A 15810-nucleotide genomic window follows, 5' to 3' on the forward strand; every position below is an offset into this window, starting at 1 on the left:
ATATCCCGCGCCCTTTTTTGATCACGAGGCTCCTTTGGAAAACGCAGATATTATTCGGTTTCTCGCAACCACTCACCCTTATGACGGACTAGAGCGGCACGACCTTAAAACGGTTGGTGCGGGGCTGATCCGCCGTGATGTTGTGACGGGCGAAACGATCTACAGCCACGATGATCCGCTCGAAGGGGTGTACCTGATTGAGGACGGCACGGTTGAGGTCACGGATGCCTCTGGGGCTTTGGTGTCGATCTTGGGCGCACGAAACCATTTCGGCGAAAGGGGTCTCTTGCGGGACGGCAAGGCCGCAACCAATGCCCGCGCGGCGAGCGATTGTGTGCTTCATCTATTTCCCGCTGATGCGTTTCTGAACGCGGTCAAACACTTCGCGACATTTAACCGATATTTCACCCGTGGCGGTGCCCGTGGCATCACCCAAGGCGGGATTTTAACGCTGCATGTCGAGGACATGTTGGCGCATGAACCGATCACCTGCGCGCCCGATCTGGCGATCAAGGACGCCGCGCGGCTGATGCGGGATGAACGGATTTCATCGCTCGGGGTTGAGGAAAACGACAAGCTGGTCGGCATCCTCACCGTGCGCGATATGAACAACAAAGTGCTGGCAGAGGGTCTAAATCCTGACCTCCCCGTCTACACCATAATGACCCGCAACCCCGTGACGTTGGACCCGTCAGCCTTGGGGTCGGACGTGATGCATATGATGATTGATCACCGCATTGGTCACTTACCGATTGTCGAGAATGGCAAGTTCCGCGGGATGATCACCCAGACCGACCTGACACGGTTCCTCGCTACTTCGCAGGCGCATATGATTGCGGACTTGGGCCGTGCCACCAGCGTTGAGGAAATGTCTGAGGTGACGAAACGTCTGCCCGATTTCCTCATGCAATTGGTCGGTAGCCACCTTGCCCACGACGTTGTCACCCGCAAAGTGACCGATGTGGCCGACATCGTCACCCGACGATTGCTCAAAATGGCCGAGGTTAAATTCGGCCCCGCGCCCGTGCCCTATTGCTGGGCCGCTTGCGGGAGCCAAGGTCGCCGCGAACAAACGGGCGTGTCGGATCAGGACAACTGTCTGATCATCCACGACAGTGCGACCGACGATGATATGCGGTATTTCGCGCAGCTCGCGACCTTTGTTTGTGACGGGCTGAACGCCTGCGGCTACGTCTATTGCCCGGGTGATATGATGGCGACCGCTGATCGCTGGCGGCAGCGTTTGTCAGTCTGGCAGAGCTATTTCCGCATGTGGATCGCAAAACCGAACGAAGAAGCGCAGATGTTGGCCTCGGTCATGTTCGACCTGCGGCCCATCGCGGGGGATGAAACGCTCTTTTCCGAACTTCAGGGCGATACGCTGGCGATGGCGGCAAAGGATTCCATCTTTGTCGCGCATATGGCGTCGAATTCGCTCAAACACGTGCCGCCGCTGTCGCTGTTCCGTGGGTTTGCGACGATCAAATCAGGTGAACACCGCAATACGCTTGATATGAAACACAACGGCGTTGTGCCGATTGTCGACCTTGGGCGTATTTATGCGCTGAAGGCGCAGATCGCTGCAGTGAACACACGCGCGCGGATTGATAGCGCGATTGAGGCTGGCATCGTGTCCGAGGCAGGGGGCGCCGACCTCTTGGCCGCTTATGATACCATCGCCACAGTGCGCCTAAACCATCAAGCGGCGCAGGTCCGTGGGGGGCAAAAGCCCGACAACTACCTGACGCCATCATCGTTACCAGCTTTCGAACGGTCGCACCTTCGCGACGCGTTCGTCATCGTAAGAACCATGCAAAGCGCCCTGTCATCCTCGGCAGCGCGTTAAGGGAGGACGCATGTTATATGAATTAGTCGCGGTCGTGATCGCGGGCGTGGGGATGGCAGGGATTGCCTTCGGCATACGGAAAATCACTCGTAACCGCGCACCACAATGGATCGTGCCTGTGATGGCTGGCCTCGGGATGTTGGGGCTGAGCGTCTACAACGAATACTCTTGGTTTGAAGTAACCTCGGGCGGCCTGCCCGAAGGTGCAGAGGTCATCGACACCGCAGAGGTCAAAGCGTTTTACAAACCGTGGACCTACGCTTGGCCGCAGGTCGAAGGCTTTTTGGCCATTGCAGATGTCACGGACATGGCGGCGACAGGTGAGCGCGAGGCGGTTCTCTATCGCATGATGCGTTGGCAACCCGAGCAGGTGATTGCTGTTCGATTTAAATGTGAAACCTCGGAAATTGCGCGGGTTTTGACGGATGGCGGTGCTGAACCCTTTGCGCCGCTCGACCCCCAAGACCCAATGATGCAGGCGGTGTGTTCCCGCTCGTAAAAGTGTGGAGAGTAAAATGGGTGAGAAGAAAGTCCTCTTGGTCGAAGACGAACGACCGATAACCAAGGCAATCGCGACGATGTTGGGCGCGAATGGTTTGGTGGTTGATGTTGCCTCAACGGCTGAAATGGCTCTCACCCAGATTGCCTCGAACGGTTACGACCTCGTGGTCATTGATGCGAGCCTGCCTGATCAATCGGGCTTTGCCTTGTGTCAGGCGTTACGCCTGCGCGAAGATTTCGACGCGCTGCCAGTCATCCTGATGACCATTCGCAACACCGACATTGAGGTCCGCAAGGCCAAGGCCGTTGGCGCGACCGCGACCCTGACCAAACCTTTCGGCCCCGCAGAATTGCACGCAACTCTCGCGCCGTTTGTGCAGTTGGAGAGCCTATGATGAAGTTGGACCGCCTACATCTGCGTCTTCGGATTCTGCTGTTCTTTGTGTTCATGACCCTCGGCGGGTTGGGGATTTTTGGCACGGGGCTATGGCTGGGCAGTCAGCGCGAACAGGATGGTTTCCTCTTTGCAGAGATCATTGGCGGTTTTGGCTTTTTGGGGCTGATGACTTGGATTTGGTATCTGTTTGACGAAAACCTCGCCAAGCCGATGCAATGGTTGGCGGGTGCCCTGACCGCGCGGGCGCATACGGACATTGAAGAGGAATTGGACCCGAAAACCGCGCGTTACCTTGGCGATCTTGCCCCAGCCGCACGTGAGGTGACACGCCACCTCGCGCAGACCCGCAACGCCTTGGCCGAGACGGTCGCGCAGGAAACCACGCGATTGATTAATGAAAAACAGCAGCTTGTGGCGATGGCGGCGGATGTGCCGTTCGGTGTGGTGCTCTGTTCGGGGACGCATAAAATCGCGTTCTATAACTCAGTTGCGGCAGAGATGCTGGACGAGGATCACCATCACCCTGGACTTGACCATTCGTTATTCGACTTCCTCGAACCTGAACCGATTTTGGATGCTTACAACCGTCTTTGCGCCTACGGGCAGGGGCCCGATATGGTCATCCCGACCTTGGTGACGACGGTGTTGGGGCATCGGACGCTCTCTGCGCGGATGCGTTTGACCCACGCCGCCGACGAAAGCGACGTGACGCCCGGTTACGTGATGTCGATTGACGATGTGACCAATGATCTGGCGGTGGTCGGACAATCGACGGCGCTTCTCACGCGTGTTTTTGCAGACTTGCGCCCGCATATGGCATCGCTTCGCACGGCGATTGAGTTCCGCAAACGGGACGCCGCCCTCGGCGCTGATCCAGAAATGACCGAAGGGTTGATCGACGGGCTAGATGCGATGCTGCACAGCATTGGTGAACATTTTGCGGAATACGACAGCAGCCGTGGGTCGCTCTGGCCGATGGAGGATGTTTCAGCCCGTCAGATCGTCAACGCGGTGAAATCGCGGCTTGATATCAATGATCTGACCGTCGAAGGGCCAGACGCAACCCGTCTGCATGTCGGCGCACTGCCGATTATCGTGCTGCTCGCGCATCTGTGTGACCGAGTGGTCAATCAACACGGCGGGCGGGTGCCGTCACTGATCGTCGCGGACGAAGACGATTGCCCGATGATCGCCGTGGGTTGGAGCGGTGATGCGCTGCCCTTTGATACCATGTCTCAGTGGCTGGATGAGCCTCTCGATTTCGGCGTGCCTGGCGTGACGGGACGGTCGGTTCTGCGCATTCACGCGACTGATTGCTGGCCAGAGTTCGGGCGCTTTGGACGGTCGGTCCTGAAAATTCCGCTGCCACATCTGGCGGGTCGCAAACTGCCGTCTATGCAGCGGGGGGTCGAATATGACTTTGACCTCATGCAGAAAACGCCACCCGCCAAGCTGACAAAGGCAAAGCTGTCTGACCTGACCTTTGTTGTATTCGACACCGAAACCACGGGTTTGTTGCCGTCCCAAGGGGATGAGATTTGCCAGATTGCCGCCCTGCGTGTTGTGAATGGCCGCATCGTTGAGGGTGAGCAGATCAATCGGCTCGTGAACCCCGAACGTCCGATCCCTGTGCGCTCGACCGAGGTGCATGGGATTACCGACGAAATGGTCGAGAACGCCCCGACTATCGAAGTTGTGGGCGCTCAATTCCACAGCTTTGCCCGTGGGTCGATTTTGGTCGCGCATAACGCGCCGTTCGACCTCGAATTTCTACGGCGCCATGAGGCTGGCATCGGCAAAGCCTTTACTAACCCCGTGTTAGACACTGTTTTGCTCTCTGCCATCGTGTTCGGTCAGGACGCGGAACATACGCTCGACGCGATTTGTCAGCGGTTGGGGATCGTGATTCCGCCCGAACAAAGGCATACGGCTATGGGCGATACGATTGCCACGGCCCACGCCTTTATCAAGATGACGGCGATGTGTGAGGCGCGCGGAATTGAGACGTTTGGCGATGTCATTGCCGAAGGGCGCAAGCATAAACGGCTTATTCAGGATCTGAATACCGATCTAGAAATCTAGCACTGATAGGCCCAGATCGCGTCGTTCACATTGTCGAACCACATCAGATGCCCGTCGCGGAGCACCATGCCCGCGCTGCACAAATTGCGTAGTTGGTCCATGTTGTGACTGACCATAATCGCGCCCGCGCTTTCCATGCGCGACTTAAAGACCATCGCGCTTTTTGCACGGAATTTGGCATCGCCCACGGCGGTCACTTCATCTACGAGGTAGAGGTCGAACGGCAATCCCATCGACATCGCAAAAGCCAAACGTGCCCTCATACCAGACGAATACCCTCGCACCGGATTGTTGATCTGATCGCCAAGGTCGGCAAAGTCAGAGACGAAGTCCAACAGCGCATCGGTGTCGACCCCGTAGGTCCGCGCGACAAAGCGTGTGTTCTGTGCGCCCGTCAGATCGCCGTGGAACGATCCCGCAAAGCCCACGGGCCAGCTGACTGTGCCATTGCGCAGAATACGACCTGCGTCGGGGCGCAAACTGCCGCTGATCATGCTCAGTAGTGTCGATTTCCCTGCACCGTTCACCCCCAAGAGCGCAACAGCAGTGCCCGCAGGAATGGCCATCGTGATGTCATTCGCCACGACGATGTCTCGTCCTTGGCCATGAAACGCTTTGCTCACACCGTTGATCTGTACGATGGGCAACCGTTTGGACGGCTCTGTCGGCTGGTCTGGTCGAAACTGAAAGGTCATCGTTACACCACTAAATTCGGCACCCTTCGCACGGCTCACACTAACCTTGCGTTTAGGCGGATATGGTTAACTATCGCAAAGCGTGCACGAAAAGTGTGTATTTCTTTTGGGTATATCATTATCCCCAAAGGTTATGGCCTATCCCTTAGGGAATAATAAATCAGCGCCATCACCGCCCAGCCCAATGTGGTGAATAGTAGGATCAGGCCCAAGATCACCTCGCGGCGGGGATAGCTGGCCCGCTCTGCTAAAGTCGGTTGGATATAGGACGCAAGGTAGAGCGATTGGCGCTGCGCTTCGGCAATAGCGGCGTCGTAAGCCTGTCGTGCAGCACCATAAGCGAGCTCTGCAAATTCGCGATCCGCGGCGAGGCGCTCGTATTCCGCGATGGTCGTCGCATAGGCAGGATCACCGTTTTCGCCCGCACCAAATTTGCCCCGTTCTTCATCGATACGGGCGCGGATCACGTCTATCCTACGGGTGATCTGGTCGAGCCTCGGGTCCCCGTCGCGCACAGTGCCCGATAGCAGGTCGAAATCGATCAGAGCTTCGGCCAATTGCGCCTGCAGTGTGGTGAGCAGGCCCATTTGCCCCGCAACGTCCGCCTCTGGATCGACGATCTGGTTGCGGGTCCGAAATTCGGTGAGCGCCTCGCGGATGTCGCGTAGACGGTCCTCTGCGCGGGTGAGGTCTTCGGCGGCGTAGCGGGTGGCGTCGAGACGAGCCTGATCCGAGAGCGCGTTTATCATCGCCGTGCTCTGGTCATAGATCGCGGTCGCGATTGCCTTGGCGTCCTCGGCGGTAAAGGCAATCGCCGAAACCTCCATCATGCCCGTGCCCGTGTCATAGGAGATTTTGAGCATCCGTTGCCAATAATCGGTCAGATCCTCAATCGTGCCGTCAGGGTTAAACCCCATGAGCGGATCGCTGGTATAGTGCATGGAATAGAGACGACGCAGGTCCAATTCCGCGTCGATTTTCGCGACGATGTCTTGGCTGCGGATAAAGGCGTAGAGGATGTCGCTCTCTGATGACGACGACGCGCCGAGGGTTCGTCCCAATCCGCTAAAGAGGTCCGTGTTGATTGACGTTTCCTCTTTGCGGACCGTGAAGCCGAGCGTTGAGGCGAATTGATCCTTTGCGATCAGATAGAGATAAGCGGCAGCAATCGCGGCGGGGAGAATAACGATCAGCACAAACGACCAGAGGAGCCCGCGATGGCGGGGCCGCAATATGGCCGCATGGGCTGGTGGCAGAGGCGATTGCGTCATCGTTTCTCCTTTGGTCAGAGCCTAGTCCTTTGCCCGTGGCGGCGCCAGATGTAGCGGATCATACCGCCCGCGTTTTCGCCTCAGCCCATGCAAGAACGCACGGGCAAAGATCGCAAAATAGGCGCGCCGTTCCCCACCGCGTAGCCTCAGCCCCCGTTTGGTCCAGACCAGAACGAGGTAGGCAAGCGCGGCGGGGAACATCCAACCTGCGGCAACACGGGCGACTTCGACCCCGTTGCGGATGGTGTAGTGGTTTTTCCATAACGGACGGTAAACATCGCCAGCCATGAGCGTCTCGCAATCATGAATGAACTGCATTTGGGGCAGGGTGCGGATACGCCAGCCCGCCTTGCGCAGGGCGAGGCTATAGAGAATGTCGTCCGAATAGAGGAATAGGCCCGCCTCTGGTTTCGGGATTTTTCGCGCGACAGACCCGCGCAGGGCATAACCAACAAAGGTCGCCGCATCGATGTCGCGGGCAGTATCTGCGGGCACGGTAAATCCGCCACGCCCGTGGCGAAGGGTTGTCAGTGCGCGATCCTTGAGGTTCCAGAACGGATTGATGATCGGGCGGTTCATGTCAGAAGCCGTCCCATCAGGAAGCCGAACATCAGCCGCAAGAACCGCAATGTCGGGCGAAATAGTCTCTAATTCTGCCCGAAGCTGGGTCATCGCGCCACCAGCGGGCCACGCGTCATCGTCGAAAAGAACCAGCCAATCGGCATCTTCTGCGGCCTCTATCCCAGCGGCAAAGCCTCCCGCGCCGCCGAGGTTTTCGGGCAGGTTGATAATGGTCAGACGTGGATCATCGAACTTCGCTAAAACCTCTGCCGTCCCGTCTGTCGATGCATTGTTCACCACAAACACCTGATCGAATGGCTCCGATAAGGTGCGATCCAGCGTCCACCGCAAGCGATCCGCCCGATTGTAGGTCACGATCACAGCAGCGATGCGGGTCATAGCGGGCGCACCGAGAAGACGGGCGGGCGGGAGCCTGTTTTAATGGCCGAGAGGTAGGCAGTGGCCGTGTCCATCGCCTCGCGGATGGTCACGTCCATGTCGATGTAACGGTAGGTGCCTAAGCGGCCAACGAATGTGGTGTTAGTGGTCGCCTCTGCCGCCTCAACATAGCGGGCCAACAACTCCCGCTGATCCAATCGCCGCGTCGGGTAATAGGGCACATCGTTTGGCCCGCAGTCGATCGCGGTTTCTGCATAGAGCACCGATGCATCGTGACTTTCCCACGGCGCGAGGTGCTTTTGTTCAGTGATCCGCGTGTAGGGGACGGCTTCGTCCCCGAAATTCATCACCGCACAGCCCAGCCAATCGCCCCTTTCGCGGAACTCATCAAACCGAAGGCTCCGATACCCGAGCCGACCGAATTGGTGTTCGAAAAACCCATCGAGAGGGCCAGTCCAAAAAGCATGATCGTAAGTCGCCAAATCGGCCTGTGTCATTGACTGACCGAGCTGAACACTGATCAAAGGATGGTCCAAAATAGACTCTATTAAGGCCGTATACCCATCCTCTGGCATCCCGATGTAGGGATGGTCAAAGTAGCTGTCGTCGTAGTTGAACCGCAGCGGCAACCGTCGAAACACCGCGGCTGGGATTTCCGTCGGCGGGCAGCCCCATTGTTTCACCGTATAGCCACGAAAGAACGCCTCGTAGAGCGCGGGCCCGATGGCGGCGAGCGCGGCTTCTTCAAAGTGGGCGGGGTTCGGGATGTCGACGCATTGCGCGGCGATAAATGCGCGTGCCTCGTCCGACCGCATCGCTGTGCCGAAAAACTGGTTAATTGTTTGGAGGTTTATGGGCAGAGAATAGACGTTCTCTGCCACGGTTGTCCGCACTGCGTGGCGATAGGGGTGAAACACGGCAAAGCGGTTCACGTAATCCCAAACGCCCCGATCCCCAGTGTGGAAAATATGCGGCCCGTGGTGGTGGAGCAGGATTCCAGTCTGCGCGTCGCGAGAGGTGTGGCAGTTTCCGCCGACGTGATCACGGCTCTCGATCACAGTCACGGTCAACCCAGCATCGGCCAATTGGCGGGCAATGACAGCGCCCGAGAATCCCGCCCCTACAACAACGATGCCTTTAGACATGGACGCCCTCTGTTTACTCACCGCTAGGTAACGTGGTGACCGCACGATTTACCAGACTAAACTACCAAATATTGTGGGTAAAGCCGCGAAGCGGCCTACAAGTTATTGACCATATCCATTTGGGTAGTATGGTGCAAAGACTGCTTATCATAGCCACTCCCGGGGGGGACATGGGGTTTTCATATCGTCATCTGATGGCCGCTGGCCTTTGTGTCACCCTAGCCGCGTGTAACACGCCGCGTGGTGCTGGTTTCCAGTCAGAAGTGATCGCTGCCGCGCGACCCTCCCAATCTGGTGAAGAGGCTGCGTTCGAAGTGGTCGCCGTCACCCGTGATACCCAATCTGGTCTGGCCGCGTGGCCCGTGGTTGGTGACACGTCGCGGTCGTGGATCCGCAATGCAGGCCAGCCGTCGTCGTTAATCATTAACACAGGCGATGTCGTCACAGTGACCGTTTGGGAGACGGGCGAAAACGCGCTGCTTGCTGGTGCGGGGGGAAGTGCGGCGCAGCTCCAAGACGTTGTGGTGTCCTCGAACGGTGAAGTGTTCTTGCCCTTCGTTGGTGACCTCAAAATCTCGGGCATGTCGCCTGAAACGGCGCGTCAGCGGATTGAGGAAAAATACCTCGAAACGATCCCGTCTGCGCAGGTGCAGATTGCTGTGACCCCAGGCCGTGCGAATACCGCAAACCTCGTGTCTGGCGTTGGTGCGCCGGGTGTGTATCCGCTCGAAGGTCGGAACGTGACTGTTCTGTCGCTGATCGCCCAAGGTGGCGGCGCGCGCGGTGGCATGGCGAACCCGCAGGTAAAGCTGATCCGTGGTTCGTCGGTTTATGGCATCTCGCTGGATCGTCTGTTCGATAACCCCTCGCTGGATGCTGAAGTGCAGGGCGGCGACCGTATCCTCATCGAAGAAGACGACCGTACCTTCCTCGCGCTCGGCGCTGCGGGCACACAATCCGAATTTGTTTTCCCCGATGATCGCGTGACCGCGCTTCAGGCGCTTTCGCTGATCGGCGGCGTGGATGCTGGCCGTGCGAACCCCAAAGGCGTGTTGGTTCTGCGGGAATACCCCGCATCTGTCCTGCGCACCGACGGCACCGGCCCCGCGAAAGAGCAGGTCGTGTTCACCGTGGACCTCACAACTGCCGACGGCCTCTTTGCCGCCCGCAACTTTGAGATCATGTCTGGCGACCTCGTGTATGCCACCGAAAGCCCGATCAATTCCGCCCGCAGCGTGCTGGGTCTGATCGGTTCCGCACTGGGCATTTCGAACAGCCTGTAGGTCTAAAACCCCCAATCCGTGTCCCCGTTGACCATCTGTTTTAAGGTGTCATCGGCGATGTCGACCGTTCCGCAGAACCGCCACAGCACGTCTTGGAGGGACGGGTCGATGGCATCGTTGTTTTCGTCGATCATCGTGAGGTTCGAATAGCGGGCGATGGGCACGAGGTCGTGTAGGACGAGTTGATCCCATGTCAGCGGGTTTGACGATTGGATATGCAGTGTTTCCTCGCCGTAGGTCAGCGTGAGGCCATCCTGCGTTTCGGTATAGCCGATTTGGGACAGATTACGGATGAGGCCCCAACTGCTGATGTCGATGCGGTCCTCGCCGAGTGTGAAATCGGTGATCGTGTCAGGAGTGCCATCGGGGATAAAGATGAACACATCTTCGCCCGCGCCACCTGTTAGGATGTCGATCCCACCGCCGTCGAAGATCAGGTCATCGCCGTCGGTTCCCCATAGCGTTTCCGCCGAATTAGTGCCTGATATCGTCGCCCCATTGGGGTCGAACGTGAGGTGGGTGATGCCCGTCTCGCTCGCCGATCCGACGTAGATGTCGATGATCCCATCGGTGCTGCCCAGTTCAATCGTGGACACATCGGCGAGTCCCGCTGCGACGGTGTCGGCTAAGTGTGCGACGGGTTCCAACATGCCGTTGGGGAGGAGGGAAAAGACACTCACCCCGTCATCCGCGCCACCTGCCGCGACCCATGTTTCGCCGTCGACTTGGATCGTGGCCAGTGCGGTTACACCTGCGAACCGCGTGTCCAAATCGTCGATCACATGGTCGATCACGGACATAGCGCCTGTTGCGTCCAAGGTGACGACCGAGAGCGATCCGCTCCCCGCTGCAGCGACGATCATGTAGGTATTTGCGCCGATCTCAACGGTTTCAATGGCGGTGGGGGCCGAGATCCACAGCCCGTCCGTGGCGTCGACAGTATCTTCGGCCCAGAGGTTGCCGTTGTCTGCCACCGACCACAGGGTGAGGCCGTTCATCTCTTGGGCCAGGGTCACGATATACTGTGTGGTGCTAAAGTTCGCCGTGGTCATCGCTGTGATGCCAGAGGCGTAGGATTGCGCCGTGTCGGGCGTATAGCCTGTGCCGAGGAGCGCGCCATTGCCCGAAAACTGGAGCCGCGCGATACCGTCCTCACCCCAGAAGCCGCCGTAAAATCCGATACGGCCTGAGGCTAACGTGACGGCTGTGCTGGCGGTGATTTCAGAGGGCCAAGAGAACTCTCCGTAGTCTATTGCCGTGGACAGAGCGCCATCTGTTACGCTGATCAATTGTAGGCTGCCGTTTGCGCCGCCTCCTGTCATCAGCGCGGGACCGTCGGAAAAGTTGACAACTGTCAACTCTGCCTTGCCTCCTGCGGTATCGGTGCGAGTGTGAGCGAGGCTGTCGATTTGGCTGAGGTCGCTCGTCCAACTTTCAATCGCGCCGCCATAACGTGAGGTGCCGACCAGCACGCCATCAATCATCACCAGATCAGTATAAAGCGCCGCCCCTACGCGGCCAGCATAGTCGATGTTCATCGTCATCCCCTGTGTACCACCGAACCAATGGTCAGTGGGCGGACGGTCAGGCGCAGGGGCAAAAATGAGGCGGAATGGCGACCTTTGGGTCGGGTTTAATCCAAAGATTATTCGAGTTTTAAGTTCTCCAACCGTGCGGAAATCTGGCTGTCGGTATCATCGCTGTCTGCGGACAGGGCCAAACCAACAAGTGCTGTCGCCTCTCCACCAAAAGCGCGGGTATAGTCGGTGGCGAGATCGACGGATTCCGTGTAGCTGCCCGTGCCCGCCGATCTCCGAATGATCGTTCGACCCCGATCACCAAGGTAAGGAGAGGTTAGGACATCTCCGATCTTATGATTGCCGCCAAAGACATACATCAGCACGCGGGCCTCCTCGACAGCGAGGAGGCTGCGGATCGAAGCGGATTGATTTTGACGCGTCACATCTTCGGGCATGAACACGAAATAGAGAGATAGGTTCCGATCATCGCCGCCCTTTTGCGTGAGGTCGGTTGGCGGCACGCTCGTGGTGACGGACCAATCCCAACTTGCTTGTCGAGTGGACCAGTCAGACGGTGGGAGCGCGGTCCACAACATCGACACTGTTCCCGCGCTCTGCACATCAACTGATGTCTCGGTCGCGGTATAATCGTTTGATGAAAACAGCGCGAATTTCTGTTCTGTCCAATTGGTCATCGGATTGGCCACAGCATTGCTTGCGGCGAGGGTGAATAGGGCGGCGATTAGGTTGCGCATTGGGGTCCTCCGTCACGGTATAGGTAACGGGCGAGGCTGATCTGTAAACGCCCCTCTAGCGAACGTGATAGGCTGTCACAAAATCCTGTCGTGATTGGCGCGGAGCAGGATTAAACCCAAAACCATCGCAATCAGGCCGAAGCTATAGCCGTAGGTGAGCGAGGCGTAGGTGGCTTCATAGGTTGGATAAAACCCCGCCCGAACCAGCCCAACCCCGTGGATCAGCGGGTTCCACCAAAGCCATGTGCGCAACGGCTCTGTCACGTTGTCGAGGAGGAAAAACACACCCGAGGCAAAGAAGATCGGGCGCGAGGCGATGGCCCAGATGCGGCCCCAAAACTCGAACCGACCTGTTAGGTAACAGTTCAGCGTGCCGATGCCTGTGCCGATGAGGGCGACCATGCCGATGCCTTGGGCTATGAGCGCGGGGTCGATGTCTGCCTCGGCCGATGTCAGCACGATTATGCCGCCGATCACGAGGATCGAGACGACGATCCCTGTCAGCAGGTGCAAGGCCACTCGCGCAAGGATCGCGTCGATCCACAGCACCCGTGGATAGGCCAAGAGCATCCGTGAATAGCGGAGCGTATTCATCACCTTTGTTGAGAGTTCGCCGTAGATGTGGATCGGCAAAAACCCTGTCGCGTAGAACAGCATAAAATTGCTGCCCAAGGACGGTTTGTGGATCATCAGCGAAAATCCCAGCGCCATGATCGCGATGGCGCCCAAAGGCTCTAACACGGCCCAAAGATAGCCACCGGGCGACCGACCATAGGTCGATGCCATCTCGCGCAGGATCAAGGCCATGATCGAACGGAGCGTGGTGAATCTGGGACGAGACAGGGTTGGGGTCATCGGGCTGCTTTGGTTCGTTTGGGTGGACTATAGACATCGATATCGGCTTTGTCTTTCGGATCGGTAAAACAGTGGGCTTGGGTTGCTTGTGGCGGGTCGGATGGGGGGCTAAGAAGGATATCCAGTTCGTATTCGGAGGCCCCTTTGGACACCATCACCCGCATTGCAGCGACCATCGCGCAGGACATTAACGCCACCCCGAAACAGGTCACCTCTGCCGTGACGCTGTTGGACGAAGGGGCGACGGTTCCCTTTATCGCGCGCTACCGCAAAGAGGTGACGGGGGGGCTGGACGACACGCAATTGCGCACCTTGGCCGAACGTCTGACCTACCTGAGGGAATTGGAACAGCGCCGCGCGGCCATCGCGAAAGAAATTACCTCGCAGGGTAAGATGACCGACGATCTGGCGCTGTCGATCCACAAGGCCGCGACCAAGGCCGAGTTGGAAGACATTTACCTACCCTATAAACCCAAGCGCCGCACCAAAGCGATGATCGCCCGTGAAAACGGGTTGGAACCGCTGGTCGATCTGATCCTGTCCGATCGGGCGACCGATCCCGAGGTTCACGCGGTTGGGTTCATCACTGAGGCCGTTCCGACGACCAAAGACGCGCTCAACGGTGCCCGTGATATTCTGGTCGAAGGGTTGGCGGAGAACGCGGGTCTGCTGCGTGATCTGCGCGAGTTCATGAAACGCGAGGCGGTGATTTCCGCCCGTGTGATTGAGGGCAAGGAAAAGGACGGCGCGAAATTTGCCGACTACTTTGCCCATAGCGAAAAATGGGCGACCGTGCCGTCCCACCGTGCGCTGGCGATGCTGCGCGGCGCGAACGAGGGCTTCCTCACCATCGATATCGCCCCTGACGAAGAGGGCGCTGCGCGTGCCGTGTCGCTGATCGCCTCTGAACTGGGTGTTCGTTCGGGGACCGCGGGTGACAAATGGCTGGCGGGCGTTGCGGGCTGGACGTGGCGGGTGAAGCTGTCGATGACCATGATGCTCGACCTTTTGGGCGAAATGCGCAGCACTGCACACGAGGAAGCGATCACCGTTTTTGCACGTAACCTCAAGGATTTGTTGCTTGCCGCACCTGCGGGTGCGAAGACGACGATTGGTCTTGATCCAGGGATCCGCACAGGGGTGAAGGTCGCGGTCGTTGATGCGACGGGTAAAGTTCTGGACACGGCGACGATCTACCCCTTCCAACCGCGCATGGATGTGCAGGGATCGCAGGCTGTGATCCTTGCGCTCATCGCGAAACACAACGTTGATCTGATCGCGATTGGCAATGGCACGGCGAGCCGCGAGACCGAACGGTTGGTGGCGGAAACCCTGAAACGCCTCCCGTCGTCGGTCAAAGCCCCGACCAAGGTCGTCGTGTCCGAGGCGGGCGCGTCGGTCTATTCGGCGTCCGAACTCGCGGCGCGGGAATTCCCCGACCTCGACGTGTCTCTGCGCAGTGCGGTTTCAATTGCACGGCGTCTCCAAGACCCTCTTGCCGAATTGGTTAAAATCGAACCGAAGGCCATCGGCGTCGGCCAGTATCAGCATGACGTCGATCAGCACAAACTGGCAAAATCGCTCGAAGCGGTGGTCGAGGATGCGGTGAACGCGGTCGGAGTAGACCTGAATACGGCATCCGCGCCGCTATTGGCGCATATCTCGGGCCTTGGCCCCGTTTTGGCTGAAAGCATCGTGGCGCACCGCGATAGCAACGGCGCGTTTACCTCGCGCAAGGACCTGCTGAAGGTCGCGCGTCTGGGGCCGAAAGCCTACGAACAATGTGCGGGCTTTTTGCGGATTACGGGCGGGAAGGAACCGCTCGACGCGTCCGCTGTCCACCCCGAAGCTTACGGCGTCGCCCGCAAAATCGTTGCGGCCTGCGGTCGAGATGTCCGGTCACTGATGGGCGATGCGCAAGCTCTTCGCGGGCTGCGTGCCGAGGACTTTGTCGACGAGACGTTCGGTCTGCCCACCGTCCGCGATATTCTGACCGAGTTGGAAAAGCCCGGACGGGACCCGCGCCCGACATTCAAAACCGCTAGCTTTGCCGACGGGGTCGAGGAAATCACCGACCTGAAACCCGGAATGGTGCTTGAGGGAACAGTCACTAATGTGGCCGCATTCGGTGCTTTTGTGGACATTGGCGTCCATCAGGACGGGTTGGTTCACGTGAGCCAATTGGCCGATAAATTCGTCAAAGACCCGCATGAGATCGTCAAAGCGGGGGACGTTGTGCGCGTCACCGTGACCGAGGTCGACGTGCCGCGCAAGCGCATCGGGTTAACCATGCGCAAAGATGGTGGTGCGAGCGCGAAAGAGACCCGTAATGAACGCGGTCAGGACCGTCAGCGCGGGCAGGCTCCGTCCCGCATGCGGACACAAGCGAGCCCGCCGAAGCAGGCGGAAACGGGTGGTCTGGGGGCTGCGCTCCTTGAGGCGATGCGCAAGAAATAACTTACGTTCGAATTTGGAACTGCGGTTGCGCCGCACCCGTTGG

13 protein-coding genes are annotated in these 15810 nt (G+C 58.5%); 6 read left to right on the top strand and 7 right to left on the bottom strand.

The window, feature by feature from the left end; all coding sequences use genetic code 11:
- Positions 1 to 34 precede the first annotated feature (34 nt).
- The 4 genes from AC1QQ2_RS07200 to AC1QQ2_RS07215 are packed head-to-tail and all read left to right on the top strand — an operon-like array spanning position 35 to position 4826.
- On the top strand, positions 35 to 1846 hold the full coding sequence (locus AC1QQ2_RS07200; RefSeq protein WP_479712625.1) for a putative nucleotidyltransferase substrate binding domain-containing protein: 1812 nt from the start codon (positions 35 to 37) through the stop codon (positions 1844 to 1846).
- Positions 1847 to 1856: 10 nt separating this feature from the next.
- A complete protein-coding gene (locus AC1QQ2_RS07205; RefSeq protein ID WP_479712626.1) occupies positions 1857 to 2345 on the top strand; it encodes a hypothetical protein in 489 nt (162 codons plus the stop codon).
- 16 nt (positions 2346 to 2361) lie between these two features.
- Positions 2362 to 2742 (top strand): response regulator transcription factor, encoded by a 381-nt coding sequence (locus AC1QQ2_RS07210; RefSeq protein ID WP_479712627.1) that lies wholly within the window; start codon positions 2362 to 2364, stop codon positions 2740 to 2742.
- A complete protein-coding gene (locus AC1QQ2_RS07215) occupies positions 2742 to 4826 on the top strand; it encodes a 3'-5' exonuclease (protein WP_479712628.1) in 2085 nt (694 codons plus the stop codon). The genes AC1QQ2_RS07210 and AC1QQ2_RS07215 overlap by 1 nt, the downstream gene beginning before the upstream one ends.
- Here the strand turns inward: AC1QQ2_RS07215 and AC1QQ2_RS07220 are convergent.
- The 4 genes from AC1QQ2_RS07220 to AC1QQ2_RS07235 all read right to left on the bottom strand — a co-directional run bounded on the left by AC1QQ2_RS07220 (position 4823) and on the right by AC1QQ2_RS07235 (position 8897).
- Positions 4823 to 5521, bottom strand: a complete 699-nt coding sequence (locus tag AC1QQ2_RS07220) for an ABC transporter ATP-binding protein (protein WP_479712629.1) — start codon at positions 5519 to 5521, stop codon at positions 4823 to 4825. The genes AC1QQ2_RS07215 and AC1QQ2_RS07220 overlap by 4 nt on opposite strands.
- Positions 5522 to 5652: 131 nt before the next feature.
- Positions 5653 to 6792, bottom strand: coding sequence for a KpsE/RkpR family capsule polysaccharide export protein (locus AC1QQ2_RS07225; RefSeq protein WP_479712630.1), 1140 nt, complete (start codon positions 6790 to 6792; stop codon positions 5653 to 5655).
- Between the two features lie 21 nt (positions 6793 to 6813).
- Positions 6814 to 7752: a glycosyltransferase gene (locus AC1QQ2_RS07230; protein ID WP_479712631.1), complete on the bottom strand. Its 939-nt coding sequence runs from the start codon at positions 7750 to 7752 to the stop codon at positions 6814 to 6816.
- Positions 7749 to 8897 carry a UDP-galactopyranose/dTDP-fucopyranose mutase family protein gene (locus tag AC1QQ2_RS07235; RefSeq protein WP_479712632.1) on the bottom strand — a complete coding sequence of 383 codons (1149 nt, stop codon included), beginning with the start codon at positions 8895 to 8897 and terminating at the stop codon, positions 7749 to 7751. The genes AC1QQ2_RS07230 and AC1QQ2_RS07235 overlap by 4 nt, the downstream gene beginning before the upstream one ends.
- A 170-nt stretch (positions 8898 to 9067) precedes the next feature.
- Here AC1QQ2_RS07235 and AC1QQ2_RS07240 point away from each other — a divergent pair, with 170 nt between their 5' ends.
- Positions 9068 to 10180 (top strand): polysaccharide biosynthesis/export family protein, encoded by a 1113-nt coding sequence (locus AC1QQ2_RS07240; protein ID WP_479712633.1) that lies wholly within the window; start codon positions 9068 to 9070, stop codon positions 10178 to 10180.
- A 2-nt stretch (positions 10181 to 10182) separates the two neighbouring features.
- On the opposite strand, the gene AC1QQ2_RS07245 is transcribed toward AC1QQ2_RS07240, so the two are convergent.
- The 3 genes from AC1QQ2_RS07245 to AC1QQ2_RS07255 all read right to left on the bottom strand — a co-directional run bounded on the left by AC1QQ2_RS07245 (position 10183) and on the right by AC1QQ2_RS07255 (position 13310).
- Positions 10183 to 11718, bottom strand: a complete 1536-nt coding sequence (locus tag AC1QQ2_RS07245; RefSeq protein WP_479712634.1) for a M10 family metallopeptidase C-terminal domain-containing protein — start codon at positions 11716 to 11718, stop codon at positions 10183 to 10185.
- 107 nt (positions 11719 to 11825) lie between these two features.
- Complete coding sequence (locus AC1QQ2_RS07250; protein ID WP_479712635.1) at positions 11826 to 12455, bottom strand: DUF3047 domain-containing protein; 630 nt, start codon at positions 12453 to 12455, stop codon at positions 11826 to 11828.
- 75 nt (positions 12456 to 12530) lie between these two features.
- Positions 12531 to 13310 carry an ABC transporter permease gene (locus tag AC1QQ2_RS07255; protein WP_479712636.1) on the bottom strand — a complete coding sequence of 260 codons (780 nt, stop codon included), beginning with the start codon at positions 13308 to 13310 and terminating at the stop codon, positions 12531 to 12533.
- A gap of 144 nt (positions 13311 to 13454) precedes the next feature.
- On the opposite strand from AC1QQ2_RS07255, the gene AC1QQ2_RS07260 reads away from it, so the two are divergent.
- Entirely contained in the window at positions 13455 to 15767 is a 2313-nt protein-coding gene (locus AC1QQ2_RS07260; RefSeq protein ID WP_479712637.1) for a Tex family protein, read from the top strand.
- Positions 15768 to 15810: the final 43 nt, after the last annotated feature.

The organism is Aestuarium sp. (genome assembly GCF_023253315.1).
Lineage (GTDB): Bacteria > Pseudomonadota > Alphaproteobacteria > Rhodobacterales > Rhodobacteraceae > Marivivens > Marivivens donghaensis.